The organism is Pseudomonas baltica, from assembly GCF_031880315.1.
In the GTDB taxonomy this organism is placed as follows: domain Bacteria; phylum Pseudomonadota; class Gammaproteobacteria; order Pseudomonadales; family Pseudomonadaceae; genus Aquipseudomonas.
On the sequence record NZ_CP134771.1, the window covers coordinates 5,619,153 to 5,637,028 of the forward strand.

The following is a 17,876-nucleotide window of genomic DNA, read 5'->3' on the forward strand; positions in this document are numbered from 1 at the left end:
GGCATCTTCCCGTGCGCCTTGTCAGCTTTGCAGTTGTCGCGAGAAATCGCACAGCTCCACCGCCCGGGACGCAACTTCAGTGACGAACGCCGAGGGCCGGTCATTTCGGTACATCGCCATGTACGGCACCGGCGGCAATTCGGGGTCTGTCCTGATGATCGTCAGCTTCCCTTCGTCCACGAGCGGGCGAAAGCATTCCAGCGGCAGATAAGTCACGCCCAGCCCGGCGGCGGTCAGGCCGAGCATCGCGGTGAGGCTGTCGGAGGAAAGGGTCTTGGGTAGTTCAATGCCCAGCGCGCTCAGCCACTTGTTGACGAACAAACCGGACCCCGAGCGTTTGCCCTGCACCAGCACCGGGTATTTGGCCAGGTCCGCCAGCCCCACCACACCTGACTGCCCGATCAGCCCCGGCGCGGCCATCCAGGCGTTCTCCACGATGGCCAGCGGCACGGCGGTCACCTCGGGTGCAGTGAAGGTGTCGGGGATGATGATGAGGTCTACCAGATCGTCCATGAGCTTTTCGTGGAGGCTGCGGCTCATGTCGACTTCTGGCTCCACGGTCAGCCCCGGAAAGTCTTTCACCAGCCGTGAAATCAGGCGCGGCAGCCAGGTCAGTGCGGTGAGCTCTGTCACACCCAGCCTCAAGCGTCGGGTAATGACCTGAGTGCCGTCTTTCAATGAGGTGATTTGATCGGCAAGGCTGAGCATTTCACGCGCAATGATCAGCAGCTCTTCGCCAGCGGCGGTGAGCCGTGCGCCGCGTTGCGAACGGTCGAACAGTTGCAGCCCGGTGGTCGACTCCAACTCCTGCACTCGCTTGGAGATAGCTGACTGTGTGGTATGAAGGTGTTCGGCTGCGCGCTCGAATGTGCCGAGGCGTTCGATCCAGTGCAGTGCCGTGAGCTGTCGTAGTGTGATCACTTTCATTCCTTATGGGCATGTACTGACATAGATTAATATCGCTTTTTCTATTTGACGACGCCTTTATTCTCAGAGACATCAGCCATCTGAGGAACACCTATGAACGCCATCGCCTCACCGTCAGACGTCAGCGCCCTGTTGGCGGCGTACACCCGCACTTCAACCTCCATCATTAGCGATTGCCTCGATCGTCTTCCGGGGGCGCGGCTCAAGCCGTTCCACCGCATCGAAGGCACCATGGCCGGTATCGCCTTGACCGTGAAGGTCCCCCATGGCGATAACCGTGCGATTCATCAGGCGTTGGAAATCCTGGCGCGTGGGCAGGTGCTGGTGGTCGATGGCGGGGGCGATATCAGCCGCGCGTTGATGGGCGATATCATGGCCGCAATCGCAGAAAAACGCGGCGCGGCCGGCGTTGTGGTGGACGGTGCGATTCGTGACCTGGCGACCATCGGCAAAGGAGCATTCCCGATGTTCGCCCGCGCAGGATTCCATCGCGGCCCTTACAAAAACGGCCCCGGCGAAATCAACGTACCGGTCAGCATCGCTGGCATGGTTGTGTCTCCTGGCGATTTCGTTGTGGGTGACCACGACGGTATTGTGGCGTTCCCTGCATCGCAAGCTGCAAGCCTGCTGCAACAGTGCCTGGCCACCGAAGCTAAAGAAGCAGAGATGCTGGCGCAGATCGCCGCTGGCACATACAAAGGCGCCTACGCATCCCACTGAACGGAAACCAGAATAATGAAAATCGGAATTATCGGAGCGGGTGAAGTCGGCCTCACGTATGCGCGGCCGTGGTCGGTGGCCGGGCATGACATCGTGCTGTGCGATCTGAAACCGTCGCCCCGCGCCCAAGCGTTCGCGGCGGAGTTGGGACTGAGCGTTTCCACCGTCATTACCGAGGTCGTACCGGCATGCGACGTGGTCGTGTCCTGCGTTTTTGGTACTGTCTCTCTTGCGGTGGCTGAACAGGCGCTGCGCAGCATGAACAGGAGCACGCTGTTCGTGGACATGACCACCGCCGATCCAAGTCAGATCAGAATCGCGGCGGCGCACGCTGCAGAGTTGGGCGTGGCTTACGTCGACGTCGCCATTCTCGGCGCTATCGCCCTGACCCACGAGAAAACCAACCTGCTCGGCGCAGGGGTCGGCATTGAGCGAGTAATCAGCCTGTTCACCTCAGTGGGGGCGCCGCTCAAGGTCGTGGACGGCGGCGTGGCGGGTGACGCGGCAGCGCTGAAAATCCTGCGCAGCGTCTTCACCAAAGGCATGGAAGCCCTGACGATCGAGTGCTTTATGGCCGCCGAAAAGCAGGGCGTGACTGATAAATTGCACGACGCTTTGAGCGACATCGATGAGGCCAGCCTGCGCGATTTCCTCGGCGCCCTGATTCGCACCCATGTTGTCCATGCGCCCCGTCGCCTGAAGGAAGTCGAAGAGGCCGAACGCCAACTCCGTGCCGCCGACATGCCGGTGTCCGTATTGCCCGGTGTCAAAGCGCTGTTCCAGCGGACAACCGACCAAATCGTCGCCAATCCGCCAGACGCTAGCGCACCGAGTCTAAAGGAGGCATTCGAGTGGCTGTTCAAGGCCAATGGGATCAGCCGTTGATCAGCGATGGCGTGCGCAGCACCGGTTGAATCCACAGCCGATGGCTGCCGGTCAATGGAAGCCAGGCGACTGACCGGTCGGGTGGATCTTCCGGGGAGAATGCTAAAACGCTGCAACAGCCCTATCAGAACGTGGGGCTGAACCGCCTTCCAGACTTCCGTCGGGGGTCTTATTCACAGCCGGCATGCCTGCATACGTCGTCGAAATCATCCTGCATGTCTACGTCATGACCGCGCGCTCGTAACGCCTGTACGGTGATTCGCGCAAACCGCCCCTCTCGCTTCGAGCTGTCGGAAGACTGTCCCCATGTGCGTCCTAGCAGCCATCGAGGCGCGCTAATGGCAGCCTGGGGATTCATGTCGTGTACGACAGCGCGAGTGAAGACCGCGGACTGACTTTGGGGGTGGCCTATGTCGCGCATTTGCGCTAAGTGGGAGTAGCGGTGCAGTTGCACGACTGTCCCGGCATGACCCATGACTTCCTGCGCATGGGGCTGATCGTGGAGGAGGCGAATGCGGCGCGGGAGGTGATCGGCGAGGCGGTGGCGGCGGTGTTCCGAGCGAGCGCGTGACAGCGTAAAAAAGCCCGGGCCGGTAATCCGGCGCAGGCTTTTCCAGGGGGGCGGCAAATCAGAAATCGTAACCCAGGGTTGCGATCACATTGCGGCGGTTGCCGTAGAACACCGAATCCTCGTAGTAGCCCGGTTCAAAGTAGTGCTTGTCGAACAGGTTATTGGCGGTCACCGAGATTTTCGTTCCGGTCAGCCCGAGTTTGCCCAGGTCGTAGCGCAGGGTCGCGTCGGTGAGGAAGTACTGCGGGGTACGCAAGGTGTTCTGCTGGTTCTGCGAGGAGCCGACATAGCGCTCGCCGGCGCCTATGCCCAGGCCGTCCAGCGGGCCGCTGCGAACGCTGTAGTCGAGCCACAAGCTGGCGGTATGGCGCGGGATGTTGCGTGGGGTGTTGCCCTCGTAGGTGTTGTCCTTGGTGATCTCGGTGTGGGTGTAGGCGTAGGACGCGATCATGTTGAGATTTTCGTTCAGGCTGGCCTTGCCTTCGAGTTCCAGGCCCTTGGACTCGATTTCCCCGGTCTGCACCGAAAAGCCCGTGTTGACCGGGTCGGCGGTGGAGACGTTGCGTTGGGTCAGGTCGAAAGCCGACAGCGTGACCGAGGCGTTGTAGCCCTCGGGCTGGTACTTCACCCCCACTTCGAATTGCTTGCCGGTGGTGGGTTTGAACAAGTTGTTGTTGATGTCGGTGTCCGGGTTCGGCTGGAACGAGGTGCTGTAGCTGACGTACGGGGTCACGCCGTTGTCGAACAGGTAAGCCAGGCCGATGCGGCCGGTGAATTTATGGTCGTTCTGGGTACCACTGGACTGGCTGACCGCATCCTCTTCGTGGTCACGGGCGTAATCCTGGCGGCCGCCGATGGTCAGCGCCCATCGATCGAGTTTCATCTGGTCCTGCACGTAGATGCCCACCTGCTGCATTTTCGAGCGGGTGTCACGTTGCAGCGAGTCGAACCATACCGGCGCACCGCCATAGACCGGGTTGTACAGGTCGAGGTTGTTGAAAGCGTCTTCAGGGTCGCCGTTGAGCCGGGTTTCCTCGGCCTTGTAATGGGAATAATCGAGCCCGGTGATCAGCGTGTGGCGGATCGCTCCGGTGTTGAAGCTGCCCTGGATGTTGTTGTCCATCAGGAAGGTATTGCTACTTTTCGGCCGGTATTGCAGGCCGATGTCCTGGGTGCGGCCATCGGGGTTGAGCACCACGTCCGGGCCGCTGGAGAGGAAGCCCGCCACCGAGTGCATGTAGCGCAGGTTCTGTTGGAATTTCCAGCCATTGTCGAAATCGTGCGCGTAGATCGAGCCGATCGAGGTGGTTTCGACGTGGTAGTAGCTGCCCAGCCAGCCCAGGTTGGTGTCGGAGTCGATGTGGCCGCTGGGGCTGCGCTGGACCGTGCCGATGTACGGAAAGCTCTGTTCCGAACCGCCGGTCACGGTCTTGTTGTAGGCCGCCAGAACCGTCACGGTGTCACTGTCATTGGGCTTCCAGGTGATCGACGGGGCGATGTAGGTGCGGTTGTCTGGCGAGTGATCGACCTGGGTGCCGCTGTCGCGGCGCAGCATGACCAGGCGGCCGGTGAGGCTGCCGTCGTCCGTTAGCCGATCGTTGAGGTCGATGCCGAACTGCTGGCGACCATGGCTGCCGGCCTGGTACTCAACGTGATGGATCGCTTCGTCCTGGGGCCGCTTGCTGGTCAGGTTGACCACGCCACCGGGCGACATCTGTCCGTAGAGTACCGACGCCGGGCCTTTGACCACATCGATGCGCTCCAGGCCAAAAGTTTCGAAATTGGTGTCGTACTGGTTGAAGCCAGTGCGCAGGCCGTCCTGGTAGATGCCGAACAGGTTGAAGGCGCGGAAGCCACGCAGGAAGATGTCGGGCGCGCCCTGGCCCCCGGCATAGTCGATGGCGCGAATGCCGGGGGTATAGGCCACGGCGCTGTTGAAGTCCTGAACGCCGCGCTGGTCCATTTCGTCGCGGGTAATCACCGAGATGGTCTGCGGAATTTCGTTGATCGGGGTATCGGTCTTGGTGCCGGTGGTGGTGCGCTTGGCCACGTAACCCTTGACCGGGCCGTCGCCGGTTTCAACCTGCAGGGCCGCCTTAATTTCGATGTTGTCCAGGGTCAGGTCGGCATCGGCAGATCGACCAGTGCTGGCGTCGGCCGCCATCACCCAGGCTGGCGAACTGGCCAGTACCATGCCGACTCCGGCCATTTGCATGGGGCGGCGCAAGCACTGGGCCAGAATCGAAAGGGTCGAGGGGAAAACCGAAACCGCCATGGTCGTTCATCCTTAAAACAATTGATAGTACGAATAATTCGCAATAGTAATTGATTTTAATCAAATTGAACGTATGAAAATGCGTAGGAACGATTTAAATGCAGTGCGCCGCGGTGCCTTCAGCAGCTGACGCGAAGTCCTGAGGTTAGGTTCGATCCGTAGTGGCCGTTCGGGGGGATAAAAATCGGCCACAAGGAGCCAGCACTTTGGCTCTTTTTTCGTGGCAGCGCGTGTCTGCTCCTAGCCGATTTCTGCCTGTCGTGACCGACCGAAACCCAAAGCGGACGTTCCGGGCGTTCAAGAGACAGTCAAACTGCTGGTGGCAGGGGGGTTCGGTTGATCCCACGGATCTGACTATCGGTCTGCGATGGCTGCTGGTCTTCGGTCAGCCCAAGCCATGACACTTACCAATGCCCAGTGCAGTTTTCATCCAAACCTGTCATTTTTATACAGAGATCGTAAGCCACTCAATTCAATCCAGACGTTTTGTTGCCAAGAATCTGGATACCAGTCTGCGATCTGCACGTTGTTCAAATCAGACATAGGGAAGTGGGTGTTGCCCTTGATTCCGATTTCCGGCAAGTGAATCAACGTCACGTCTCCCCCGTGTTTATTGACGGTATCGCGCCATAGCCGAGCCATCTCCAGTCGGGCACGCCAGCTATCCTGGGCTGGCAGATCGACGGCGTTTTCCGGGATGTTGTCGCCATAGATGACCAGGATTGGAATTCGCGTTAGAGCAGTGAACAGCACCATCGAAACTGCCATCCCCTGAACCGTATCGAATGCACTGGGAATCGGCGTGGGTACTTCAGTTTCCGGGAAGACGAAGCTGCTTCCCGGCTCAAAAGCAACAATCGCTTTGACCTTGTTGTTCTTGATCGCGGTCAGCCATCCAGGCCCACCACCCTGGGAGTGGGTGAACAAAATGCCGGGGCCGACCTTGTCGAATATTGCTGACACGCCATCAGAAACTACGGCCATGTCGAACGGTCCGGTGTTCGGTGTCATGGCGCGGAAGAACTGCTCGCGGGTTTGCGCGTCCTGAGCGACCTGTACCCCTTTGAAGTAGTCAGGCCACAGGCCGATACGGAACTGGTTGAACCAGAGCTGCTCGTCAGGTGTAGGCTTGACCGTCGCCTCGACCATGCTGCGCCCAGCATTGCCTCGACGCGGTTGATCGATCAGGTACACACCGAACTGACGGCGCAGAAAGAGAGTCTGGAAACCTTCACGGCCGTCAGCCGTGGTTTCCCAGGTTTTCGAGAACTGGCCCGCGCCGTGCCACATGACGATGGGCAGTTTTCGCGCATTCACGGGGATCTGGTAAAACGTGTACGCATGGTCGCCATGGTAGGTCTGGCCATCGGGCGTCATGGGTTTGCGTGGGTTGAAGATGCCTGGAGCCGTCGTCATCGTCCCGCCAGCCGTGAAGCTGCCTTGCTGCTGAATCATCAGCGGCGCGAGAGCACTCGATTCTTTTGAATGGCTGGCGCAGGCGGTAAGCAGGCTCAGCAGAGCAGCGGCCATTAGGTATCTTCCAGTACTCATGCTTCACCTTCTGACGTTGCGAGTGCTTGTGTGAGGGCGGTCCTTGCACGTTTGCCGGAGTGCTCATCTGCTTGCGTCGACAAAACTTCTGTCAGTTCGCGCAATTGTGCTGCGCTCAGCCCCACCCGCAGGCTCGCTCGCATATGCGACAACAACTGCGACTCCACGCCGGACGTTGCGGCCAAAGCCCCAACAGTCGCCAGCTCGCGGCTCTGCCAATCAAGGTTGTCGCGCTCGAATATGTCGCCGAACAGATGGGCTTTTAGGAACTGATTGATGACAGGGGCGAAATCGAACACGGGTCCCTTTACCGGACCGCCCGAAATCCGTGTCTGATTAGCCGTACCTACGGCTACCAAGGCCTCGCCCGTGGGTATGGTACGGCTGGGTTCACGTCCGGGCGCGTCCTGGATGCCACGCTGTTTGCGCAGTTGGACCACCGTCATCAATTCATTCAGCGCATTGAGGCTGCGCGGGAAGCCGGCGTAGGCGTAAAGCTGCGTCAGGATTTCCTTCTCCTCGCTTATCGTAAGGCCTGCATCCAGGCCTTGATTAAGCGCGAGATTTAGCCTGGGCATGTCACTCGTGGCCATGAAGGCCGCTATTAACGGAATGGCTTGTTGCTTGGCTGAAAGCCCAGCCGCTGCCGGTTGTGTTCCGCTCAGTGTTTGTGACGCCAAGGCTGTTTGGGGCAATGGTGCGAATCCAAGCCCCGGACACAGGATAATGGCCAAAGCCAGGGCGACGGGCGCACGAGTTTTGATGGCGTGATGAGTAATTGGCATGAGTGGTCATCCTTTGCGCTTCATTGCCGAGCACATCCGGCTAGTTTTTACAGGTTGCTCTAAGGCGTTTCCCCGCCGTACTGTGCGTCTGAAACCTTGTCCATCCAGGTGACGGTTGTGCCATTTTCGGCTTCAGCAATCGCGATATGGGTCATGCCATTTGTGGCAGTCGCCCCATGCCAGTGGCGTGTATGCGGTGGAATCCACACGACGTCCCCTGGGCGAATCTCCTGACGTGGCCCGCCTTCTTGCTGCACGTAGCCGACGCCTGCGGTGACAATGAGCGTTTGCCCAAGTGGATGGGTATGCCACGCTGTGCGAGCGCCAGGCTCAAAGGTTACCGTGCCGCCGCCGACACGCGCAGGGAGATCGCCCTTGAACAGGCCATCCACCCGAACCGAGCCTGTGAAGTATTCCTCAGGCCCTCTCGCCGAAGGTTGAGAGCCTGCACTGCTGATTCGGATTTCGTTGGCGGGCTCAGCGCAGGCTTCACCGGCCAGAAGCGATAAGGCCACAAGGGGAGCAATCAATGGTTTCATCAGAGATGATCCTTCATGCTGTCGGCTTGGGCGCAATTGCCCTCGCGACGAGCGGCGGGGGTGGGCGTTAGAGTCCGGTCATCTTCATCGCAGACTCAGGCAGCCGATCACCCTGCACCTGGATGAGGGACATCTGGTCATTGATCAAGCACAGGTCTGCATCGCTCAAGTCCATCTCGACAGCACCCAGGTTCTCTTCCAGACGATGCTGCTTCGTGGTCCCCGGTATTGGAACAATCCACGGCTGTTGCGCCAGCAACCAGGCCAACGCTACCTGCGCCGGCGTTGCGTTTTTGCGCTGCGCGACGGCCTTGACGATTTCGACCAGCGCCATGTTTGCCTTGCGCGCTTCGGGAGAGAAGCGAGGCACGAAGTTACGGAAGTCTGAGGCGTCAAATTGCGTGTTCTCGTCGATCTGGCCGGTTAGAAAACCGGCGCCAAGCGGGCTGAAGGGGACAAAGCCAATGCCCAGTTCTTTCAACGCGGGCAACAGCTCGTGCTCGGGGCCGCGCCAGAACAACGAGTATTCGCTCTGCACCGCTGTCACCTGTTGAATCGCATGGGCGCGACGTATGGTTTGAACGCCTGCCTCGGACAAGCCGAAGTGCTTGACCTTGCCCTCGGCGATCAGGTCTTTGACAGTACCCGCGACATCCTCGATGGGTACGTTGGGATCGACGCGATGCTGGTAGAACAGATCGATGCGATCAGTGCGCAGGCGCTTGAGGGAAGCCTCTGCTACGGCGCGGATATGCTCGGGGCGGCTGTTGGTGCCGGCGCCGCGCTGACCGGAAACCAGATCGATATCGAAGCCGAATTTGGTTGCGATGACGACCTGATCGCGGATGGGTTGTAGGGCTTCACCCAGCAACTCCTCATTGCTGAAAGGGCCGTAGGCTTCAGCGGTGTCGAAGAGGGTTACCCCTTTCTCATGGGCGTTGCGTATCAACCAGATCATGTTCTGTTTATCAGCGGCTGGCCCGTAGGCCGAGGTCATGCTCATGCATCCAAGGCCCAGCGCGGACACTTCCAAGCCGTTGCCCAGCGTGCGAGTTTTCATCGGTGACTCCAATTCAAGAAAAATGGTTATGGCACTGATTGAGCCTGCCCTCGTCAGCTTGGAACGTGGCTTTCACCAAGCCAGGCAGTCACGCGCTCCATGGTTTTGCGTTCCTGCTCTCCCTCCATCACGAAACCATCTGCAAGCTTTGCGCGGGGCGCATGTGTTTTGAGAACGCAGTGGCTATCGCCTAACCCGTAACCGCCGTGGGTGATGAAAGGAATAAGGGTTTTGCCCGTCAGGTCGTGTGTTTTCAGAAACGAGCGCACCACCGGCGGCGCGGTTTCGCCCCAGATGGGGAACCCCAGGTACACGGTGTCGTAATCCGCCAGATCGCCAATCCTGGTTTGCAGCGCAGGCTCGAAGCCGCTATCACGCTCCTTTCTGGCCTGTTCCACAGTTTCCAGATAATCCTCGGGGTAGGGCGTTGACGGGCTGATTTCAAAAAGGTCCGCTTGAAGCCCCCTCTGAATAAGTCCGGCGATGACGCGGGTGTTGCCGGAACGGGAGAAGTACACCACCAGGATGCGAGATCCCGAATCAGATCGTTCGCTAGCGCCTTCTTGCGTATTGCCGAGCGCCATAAGCGGTGCGCTGGCCAGTGCAGCGAGTGCGCTGCTCAACACCGTGCGGCGGGCGATGGGATGCGATTTCATTAATCAGATCTCTTCCCGAAAGTCGGTGCTGGTACTGGCGGTCTCCCATGCCGCGATCTCAGCCAATTGGCGATTCAGCGCTTGCGAGACAATCTTCACCGCGTCGCTGCCCAGCAGCAGACGTTGCGGCAACTGATCCTTGCTCAGCGTATCCACGATCAAGCGAGCGGCCCGCGTCGGATCACCGGGTTGGGTGCCGTGCATGCGGTCGTTCTCGGGGCGGCGCGGGCCTACTGTCGCGGCGTAGTCGGCAATCTCAATCTTGGCCCCTGTCAGTGAACGCCCCGCAAAGTCGGTGCGAAACGCTCCAGGCTCGATGACCAGCACGCGGATGCCCAGCGGCTCGACCTCGGTCTTGAGCGTCAGGGTGATGCCTTCGAGGGCCATCTTTGCGGCTGAGTAATAAGCCGAGCCCGGATTCCAGAACTGCGCGCCAATCGAAGAGAAATTGACAATGGTGCCCGAGCGCCGTTCACGCATGACCGGCAGTACCGCTTTGATCAGCGCTATGGGGCCGAACACATGAGTGGCGAACAAGTTGGCGACATCTTGTTCGTCACCTTCCTCAACGGCAGCGCGATAGCCATAGCCCGCATTGTTGATCAACACATCAATCGGACCGAAGTGCTCCTCAGCCAGGGCAACGGTCTGCGCAATGGAAGCCTGGTCTGTCAGGTCGAGCGCAACAGCAAGGGCGCGTTCAGGGTAGGCCAGTTCGAACGCTTTTACCTTGTCGACACTGCGGGCGGTGACGATTGCATTGAAGCCTGCATCGAGCACGGCCGTAGCAATGGCATGGCCAAGGCCCGAAGAACAACCGGTGATAAGCCAGGTAGTCATGTGTCTTTCCTCCGACTCAGTGTTTGTTTTGCATAATTCACGCCGCGTCAGTGGCGTCCGCTGTGTTGATAGCCTGTACCGGCACGGGGCGAGCGATGGTTGTGAGTACGACTGCCAGCGCCACTACCAGCATCACGGTTCCCGTATGGAACGCGGCGTGTATGCGGGCGATCGACAGCGCATTGCCCAACAGTCCGGCGCTCGCTGTGCCCGCTACCGCAACCAGCACACTCAAGCCCACCGAGCTGCCTAATTGGTGTGCCACGTTCACTGCCCCTGACGCGGCTCCAGCATGTTCATGCTTGACGCCTGCGACACCCGCCGAAGTCAGCGGACTCAGGGTCAATCCTTGGCTGATACCGATTAAAAGCATGGGAAGTGCGACAGCGGTGATGTAAGGCGACCCGCTCGACGCCAAGCTGAGCCAGGCCATGCCCAGGATGCCGAATATGATCCCGACAACCATCAAACGGTTGGCGCTGACATACCTGAGCAGGCTCGGCACGGCAATGGCAAACGGCACATGCAAAATGGTGGCGGGTATGAAGGCAAGGCCACTGGCCGCTGGCCCATAGCCCTTGACCTCTTGCAGGTAGAGCGTGGAGAAAAAGAAAAAACCAACCATCGCGCCCAGGTACAGAACGCGAGTGGCGTAGGCGCCTGACCTGATCCTGCTGGAAAACAAATGAAGCGGCAGAATCGGCTTGACCGCCCGGCGCTCTATCATCACGAACAAGCCGAGCAGGATGGCTGCTCCAATCAAAGAAACGATGGTTGCCAGATCCCACCATCCATTCTGGGCTGAGCGGATGAAACCGAATACCAGTCCACCTATACCCAAGGTGGAAGTAATCGCGCCCAGCAGATCGAATTTGCCGGTATGTTTTGGCGTCTCGTCAATGTAGCGGTAGGCCGCAACGATCAGGCCGATACCCACCGGAAAATTGATGTAGAAACCTGCGCGCCAGGACACCCACTGCGCCAGTACGCCACCTACGATCAAGCCCACGGTCGCTGACGCGCCTGCGGCTGCGGCGTAGTAGGAAACCGCTCGGTTACGTTCGTGACCTTCAGCGAAATGGATCTGCAACAGCGCGAGGGTCGATGGCGCAAGTACGGCTGCGCCAATGCCTTGAATTGCACGCCATGACAGCATCCATATAGCTGAGTGGGAAGCGGCGATGGCCAGCGAAGCTACGACGAACACCGCAAGGCCAGAGACGAACATCCGTCGGCGTCCCAGAATGTCCCCGGCACGGGCGCCCAGCAGCATAAAACCACCGAACGTCAAGGTGTAAGCGCTCTGTACCCACGCGAGATTGGCTTCGCTGAAACCCAACTGTTGATGAATCTTGGGAAGGCCGGTCAGCACCACGGATATGTCGAGCACGATCATCACATAGCTGATCAGGATGATCGCCAAGATGGCGCCCCTGTGAGTGGCCTGGGGAGGGCTTGAGTACAAGCTCATGGTATTTCCGAAGTCCGGTGAAGGAGTTCAGACCACTATAAGCTCGGTTCCCGAGTGCGATAAGATGCCATAATCCGAATGCTCTTATAAGTCAGGCTAATCAATGGCGAACGAAAATTACAACGAGTTGGCGGCGTTCGTCATGGTCGCCCGAGAGCGCAGCTTTACCCGAGCTGCGGCGAAGCTGAGTGTTTCGCAGTCGGCACTGAGTCAGACGGTGAGGGGGCTTGAAGAGAGACTCGGACTGCGGCTGCTCACCCGCACGACCCGAAGCGTAGCGCCAACTGAGGCGGGGACGCGCTTGTTCGACACCCTTGCGCCGCGTTTCGAGGAGATTGCTCAGGAACTCGCCTCCCTGAGTCTGCTGCGCGACAAGCCGTCAGGGACCATCCGCATCAATGCGGGCGAACACCCGGCCATTTCGGTTCTTCAGCCAGCGCTACGCAAGCTTGTGCCAGATAACCCAGACCTTCGGGTGGAGATCATCGTCGACTATGGGCTCACCGATATCGTGGCTCAGGGCTTTGACGCGGGAGTGCGAATGGGCAACCAAGTGGCCAAGGACATGATTGCGGTACGTATCGGCCCCGATCTACGCATGGCCATTGTCGGCGCCCCAGAATACTTTTCTCGTTACGGGGTCCCGCGAACACCCCAGGACCTTACGACGCACAATTGCATCGGGATCCGGTTGCCAACGTATGGCGGCATTCCTCCTTGGTCACTCGACAAAGATGGCCATGAATTCAACGTGCGCGTTGAAGGACAACTCGTATTCAACAACATCAGCCTTCGTCTGAACTCAGCCCTGGATGGATTAGGTCTTGCCTATCTTCCAGAAGATCAGGTGCTTGCGGATCTCGACGCCGGGCGGCTGGTTCGGGTTATGGAGGATTGGTGCGAGCCATTCCCGGGCTATCACCTCTATTACCCTAGTCGTCGTAATGCATCCTCAGCCTTCACTCTGCTGGTTGAGACTTTGCGTTATCTCGAGTGAGTCTCGTGGATCTGGCAAGGGCGACAGCAGCAGTCCGCATTTCACAGCCTGAAGGAAGTGACGCCAGCGTCCGCTTCAGCCGATTGCTGCCGGTGAAGCTCGCGTCCAGACTCGGTACATGAGCTGAGCAGCTTGAGAGTGCTGTGGACGACGATGGCAACTCAAACACCAGACAACCCCTGTTACCAGGAGTGCGATGGGCGCCATTTCATAGGTATCGGGTAACCGCTGTTCCCATAGAAAACCAAACACCAGCGCCGCCAGCGTCTCGATCACAAGCACCTGCCCGCTGAGCGCCAGCGGCAGAAGTCGGCTCGCCTGATTCCAGCACGCGCCACCCACGACTGAACAGAGAAGGGCAACTCCCCCTGCCACGAGGAAGAGAGGATCAGGCGGCTAGTGAAGAGTGTGGGCTGGCATTCCATCGCATGCATCCTTTGCAAATGCTGTCCGGGGAGACGTTACTCTGTCAGACAATAAGCCAGGTTGTCGACTGGTTGCTTCTGACGGGTTGCAGCCGGTGGTGATAGGCAGCAATCGACCAATAGCAGCCATTGGTAGCAGGTTGAACTTGGCTAAAACGGTGTTTGAAAAGCCAGGCCCCTTTAGTCTAGTCGCTGCTGCTACCCATCAGAATCCATCGTTTACCATGGGCAGTAATATCGAACGAGAATTCCCAAAACACTGGATACGCAGGATGGCCTTTTGTTAGCCAAAATGAAGTGATGGCGCTGGCTTGGTCAATGTTCACATAGGCGAATAGCGTCTCTAACAGGATGAGAATTTCTGAGCGTTTCTCCGCTAGATCTATTGGACCATAACCACCATCACCCAAATGCAGCATGTGCTCTGTGATCTCCCTGCGAGCTTCGCTTGCCGTTACGCAAGACTTGCTACCAATGATTACGTCATTGCCAACGGCATGGAACAGCTGCGCCTCAAGTGTTTTGCTTAGGCCAAAAGGTCCATAGGTGTTTATCCAGACGGCATAATTGAATCCGTACAAGAGATGCTCAAGCCTGAGGATTTCGTCTGAACGGGTATCTTGCACTATACGCATTGTGGCTCCATCGCTTAACATTTTGGCTGATATTGTGACGTAAAACGCCGTTGCGAACACGTTTGGGAAGATCAGGCTTTGCCCATTTCCTCGTACGAAGCATCGACGAACGTGATGTGCTCATCCCAAGCAACTTCAGCGAGATCCCGGATAATTTCAGCGAGCGTCTCAACATCAGTTTCATGAGCTTCGATGCAGGCCAATCGTCCGGGTGACCAGTCGATGACGGAGCACTGTGGATACTTCCCTACCAGTGCGGACAGCGCTTCCTGAGGCGGCTCTTTGCGGGTGTACATGAAATCAAAGTATGGGGCACTGGCATTCTGAAGCGGGTACACCAGAACCCAAGCATTTGATGGGGTGGGAAAGTATATGTAGACGCTACGGTGCGCCCACTCCGGCCCACTGTGCTTGATGTGGCTAAGTACGTCGATGATCGAATGGCAATCAGCAATTCGGGTCATTCGATCAGGCTCAAACATCCCAGCCCCAAGCTGGGTTGCTGCGTTACTGATCAGAAGTGCTGTCATTCTGATTTTTCTCTTCACCGCACTACCTTATTTTCGAAGACTTCTGGCCGATTGCTGCCCATCGAAAAAGGCCTCTCAATAGCCAGTCTCTTGGCTCCCAGTGCTATGGCGTAGCCCAAGGTTACTCAGAGGAATGAACGTATCCGCTGCCATTCCTTCCAGCACTCTTCCGGAACGATGTCTCTGTAACCCCGTTCTTTCTCCAATGCAAAAGCGGCACTGAAAGGCACTGCTGTCGCGGTTGCATGATCTCGAATCTCAAGCACCTCAACCTCGCTAAGTGGTGTGCCTTTGCGATCCTCCGCCGCTTTAAGCAGGCATACCAGCGGCGGAATAAAAACGAGACATAGCGGATCTGTAGACAAAGGTTGCCTCTTGGGGAGGGTAATCGGGATTGAAGATTGCAGCTTATAGGCCTGGTAGAGCAAACGCCAAGTCCAAGCCCCCCTTTGGCTGCTTTAGAACGACTCGGCGATCCGTTATGGGTCAAGAATTGCCGGTTGAAGGTGGCAGCGAACGACCCGTAGCAGATTGTCAGCCCCCCAGAAATTTTTAAGTGGAGATTATCGTATCAAATGCGATGTAGGCCGGTGAAGTCCCGCCAATACAAGGTTTCCTCGAACTGGAAGGTTATCAGGAAAAGGGGTAAACACGTCTCAGCAATGGATTAGGCAATTTTGCCTAGATCGTCCATGGTCGAGTGCCCTTCCGGTTCAGGGCCTTTGATTCTAATGAAACAGCGAGTAGCGACGCGGAAGTCCATTCCCTTCGTATCCTCAGCGTAAATCATAGAGTCTGTGGTTACTCCATCGGCAGTCAATTTGAGGCCCGAGATAAAAGCAGCTTCCAGACCACCGTCCAGCATGTTGACTTCCGACGCCCCCGCATTTTTTAGGCTTGCCCAAGCGTCGAGGTTGTGAGCGCATTATCAGCTTCAAGGTATAGATCTAAACTCACTTATCCCGTTCCTCTTTGGGTTGCAATCGAACTAAAATTATTGCCATGGGAGTGCACCGAACATGGGTCTTGGAAATGAAAAAATTCGAGAGTTGGGAACAGCCTTGGCGCTTTTTTATGAGGTCTTGTCAGCATCCCCCTATCTGGATCCTGATGCGCGTGAGATGTTGTACACCATATGGATTGCAGCAATCGAGTACCAAGCTGGCGGATGAGCAACGACCTTGAAGCTAGTCGCTTAGTCGCAGACGCTCGCCTCAAGTCAGATTTCCCATGGTTTCCCAAGCAGGCGCGGCGGCAACTCGTGAACGCTGTATCTTATCAATGGCGTTAGCGCTGGACTTGGTAATTTTGTTGGCTGAACGAGCCGATCGTAGGCGGCATTTAGTGGCGACTCTCAACTGTGGATTCAACCGGTGCACGCAACACATTGGCTGAATCTCTGAGCTGGCGTCTCATAGTTTAGTGTCTTTCGTGGACGTTGATTCAGCATCCGGGCTACTTCGTTGAGCCGCTCCTGAGAGTAGATTGAGATATCGATGCCTTTCGGAAAATACTGTCTCAGCAGGCCATTGGTATTCTCATTGGTCCCTCGTTGCCAAGGGTTTTGAGGGTCGCAGATGTACACCTGGATATCTGTGGCCAGCGTAAAAAGAGCATCTGCCGCCATCTCTTTCCCTCTGTCCCAAGTCAATGTTTTATAGAGTTCGTGAGGGAGCAGACGGGCATTTTCGATCATCGCGCCTACGACTGAGACCGTGTCTTTGCTGGCGACTTCAATCAGCATAACGTAGCGCGTTTGCTGTTCAACTAGCGTTGCGATCCGGCTGTTCATGCTACCAAACAGCAGATCACCTTCCCAATGCCCAAGCACCGCCCGGTCTGCGATCGGGACGCTCACTGATCGAAACGGTGTCGATTATCTTGCCGTGATTATTCGTTTTTTGCGTGTGATGCCTCGATCTACGCATAGCTCGGGAACGCCTCAGGTGCGCCAAAAGCTCCTTCTTGAGAGCCTGCGGGCCTGAATATAGAGAGTTCGATAGATCGTTTTCGCTCAGGTGCTGGGCGACGGGATCGAGCGTTACGGCATCGACGGTGTAAAGGACGGCACCCTGGAGGATATTCCAGTCAAGGACTGGCCGGGCGGTGAAGAATCCACCGCCGCGTCCTGATGCCGTTTATTGCCAGTGAAGCGGATGACCTTCGATGGGGTCATCGATGGCCGGCTGGGGTGTCTCAGGCCTCCAGCCGCGCGATCACGTCATTGAGCCCCACTGACAACGTATGCAGGTTCTCGCTCGCACTCTGGGTGCGCAGCACATTGCTTTGGTTGGTGGTGGCAATCGCGGTGATTTCCGTAAGATTGCGCGAGATATCGTCGGCCACCGAAGTCTGCTCTTCCGCCGCCGTCGCGATCTGCCGATTCATGTCACGGATGGCTTCCACCGCCGTGGTAATGCGAGCCAGCGAAGAGCCCGCCAAGGCGACTTGATCGACACTTTCCTGACTGCGTGCCTGACCACTTTCGATGGCGTGTGCGGCATCGATGGCCCCGGTTTGCACCGAGTTGATGATCTGGTTGATTTCTGCCGTCGAAGAGGCCGTGCGCTGAGCCAGGGTGCGGACCTCATCGGCCACCACTGCAAAACCGCGACCCGCATCCCCAGCGCGTGCAGCTTCGATCGCCGCGTTGAGGGCCAGCAGGTTGGTCTGATCGGCGATGCTGCGAATCACTTCCAGCACCTTGCCGATCCGGCCGCTGTCGCTTTCCAGGCGACGAATGACATCGGCCGTATTGCTGATCTCGACGCGCATCTGGTTGATCGCCTTTACGGTGGCACTCATGACCCGGCCGCCTTCCTGAGAACTCTGGTCGGCTTCATCGGCGGCATGCGCTGCCTGAGCGGCATGGCGCGCCACTTCCTGGGCGGTGGCAGACATCTCGATCATCGCAGTGGCGACCTGATCGGTACGCTCGAACTGCTCGTGGGTGCCCTGGGCCATCAATGCCGCGATGGCCTTCAGCTCACCGCCGGCGCTGTCCAGGTC

Annotated in this window: 15 protein-coding genes and 3 pseudogenes; 3 read left to right on the forward strand and 15 right to left on the reverse strand. The window is 57.9% G+C overall.

The window, feature by feature from the left end:
• Positions 1-21 precede the first annotated feature (21 nt).
• Positions 22-921, reverse strand: coding sequence for a LysR family transcriptional regulator (locus tag REH34_RS25550; protein ID WP_311969620.1), 900 nt, complete (start codon positions 919-921; stop codon positions 22-24).
• 99 nt (positions 922-1,020) lie between these two features.
• Here REH34_RS25550 and REH34_RS25555 point away from each other — a divergent pair, with 99 nt between their 5' ends.
• Both REH34_RS25555 and REH34_RS25560 read left to right on the forward strand, forming a co-directional pair.
• Complete coding sequence (locus REH34_RS25555; RefSeq protein ID WP_311969621.1) at positions 1,021-1,647, forward strand: RraA family protein; 627 nt, start codon at positions 1,021-1,023, stop codon at positions 1,645-1,647.
• 15 nt (positions 1,648-1,662) lie between these two features.
• A complete protein-coding gene (locus REH34_RS25560; RefSeq protein ID WP_311969622.1) occupies positions 1,663-2,532 on the forward strand; it encodes an NAD(P)-binding domain-containing protein in 870 nt (289 codons plus the stop codon).
• A 629-nt stretch (positions 2,533-3,161) separates the two neighbouring features.
• On the opposite strand, the gene REH34_RS25565 is transcribed toward REH34_RS25560, so the two are convergent.
• From REH34_RS25565 to REH34_RS25600, 8 genes and pseudogenes are all read right to left on the reverse strand, one after another.
• A complete protein-coding gene (locus REH34_RS25565; RefSeq protein WP_311969623.1) occupies positions 3,162-5,378 on the reverse strand; it encodes a TonB-dependent siderophore receptor in 2,217 nt (738 codons plus the stop codon).
• A 472-nt stretch (positions 5,379-5,850) separates the two neighbouring features.
• Positions 5,851-6,929, reverse strand: a pseudogene (locus REH34_RS25570) (alpha/beta hydrolase).
• Entirely contained in the window at positions 6,926-7,714 is a 789-nt protein-coding gene (locus REH34_RS25575; protein WP_311969624.1) for a carboxymuconolactone decarboxylase family protein, read from the reverse strand. The pseudogene REH34_RS25570 and the gene REH34_RS25575 overlap by 4 nt, the downstream one beginning before the upstream one ends.
• A gap of 59 nt (positions 7,715-7,773) precedes the next feature.
• Positions 7,774-8,253: a cupin domain-containing protein gene (locus REH34_RS25580; RefSeq protein WP_311969626.1), complete on the reverse strand. Its 480-nt coding sequence runs from the start codon at positions 8,251-8,253 to the stop codon at positions 7,774-7,776.
• A 67-nt stretch (positions 8,254-8,320) separates the two neighbouring features.
• Entirely contained in the window at positions 8,321-9,313 is a 993-nt protein-coding gene (locus REH34_RS25585) for an aldo/keto reductase (RefSeq protein ID WP_311969627.1), read from the reverse strand.
• Between the two features lie 53 nt (positions 9,314-9,366).
• Entirely contained in the window at positions 9,367-9,969 is a 603-nt protein-coding gene (locus REH34_RS25590) for a flavodoxin (RefSeq protein WP_311969628.1), read from the reverse strand.
• Positions 9,970-9,972: 3 nt separating this feature from the next.
• Complete coding sequence (locus REH34_RS25595; protein WP_311969629.1) at positions 9,973-10,809, reverse strand: oxidoreductase; 837 nt, start codon at positions 10,807-10,809, stop codon at positions 9,973-9,975.
• A gap of 37 nt (positions 10,810-10,846) precedes the next feature.
• Positions 10,847-12,232, reverse strand: a complete 1,386-nt coding sequence (locus tag REH34_RS25600) for an MFS transporter (RefSeq protein WP_311969630.1) — start codon at positions 12,230-12,232, stop codon at positions 10,847-10,849.
• Between the two features lie 151 nt (positions 12,233-12,383).
• On the opposite strand from REH34_RS25600, the gene REH34_RS25605 reads away from it, so the two are divergent.
• On the forward strand, positions 12,384-13,277 hold the full coding sequence (locus REH34_RS25605) for a LysR family transcriptional regulator (RefSeq protein ID WP_311969631.1): 894 nt from the start codon (positions 12,384-12,386) through the stop codon (positions 13,275-13,277).
• Between the two features lie 75 nt (positions 13,278-13,352).
• Here the strand turns inward: REH34_RS25605 and REH34_RS25610 are convergent.
• The 6 genes and pseudogenes from REH34_RS25610 to REH34_RS30380 form a co-directional block, all read right to left on the reverse strand.
• Positions 13,353-13,655 (reverse strand): annotated as a pseudogene (locus tag REH34_RS25610) (hypothetical protein); the annotation flags it as partial.
• A gap of 232 nt (positions 13,656-13,887) precedes the next feature.
• The gene (locus tag REH34_RS25615; RefSeq protein WP_311969632.1) at positions 13,888-14,337 is read right to left on the reverse strand and encodes a hypothetical protein; all 450 of its coding nucleotides are present in this window, start codon (positions 14,335-14,337) and stop codon (positions 13,888-13,890) included.
• 71 nt (positions 14,338-14,408) lie between these two features.
• On the reverse strand, positions 14,409-14,867 hold the full coding sequence (locus tag REH34_RS25620) for a hypothetical protein (protein ID WP_311969633.1): 459 nt from the start codon (positions 14,865-14,867) through the stop codon (positions 14,409-14,411).
• Positions 14,868-14,992: 125 nt separating this feature from the next.
• Positions 14,993-15,232, reverse strand: coding sequence for a hypothetical protein (locus REH34_RS25625; protein ID WP_311969634.1), 240 nt, complete (start codon positions 15,230-15,232; stop codon positions 14,993-14,995).
• A gap of 1,001 nt (positions 15,233-16,233) precedes the next feature.
• A pseudogene (locus tag REH34_RS25630) lies at positions 16,234-16,878 on the reverse strand (IS30 family transposase); the annotation flags it as partial.
• Between the two features lie 185 nt (positions 16,879-17,063).
• Positions 17,064-17,831, reverse strand: coding sequence for a methyl-accepting chemotaxis protein (locus tag REH34_RS30380; RefSeq protein ID WP_409373352.1), 768 nt, complete (start codon positions 17,829-17,831; stop codon positions 17,064-17,066).
• Positions 17,832-17,876 lie beyond the last annotated feature (45 nt).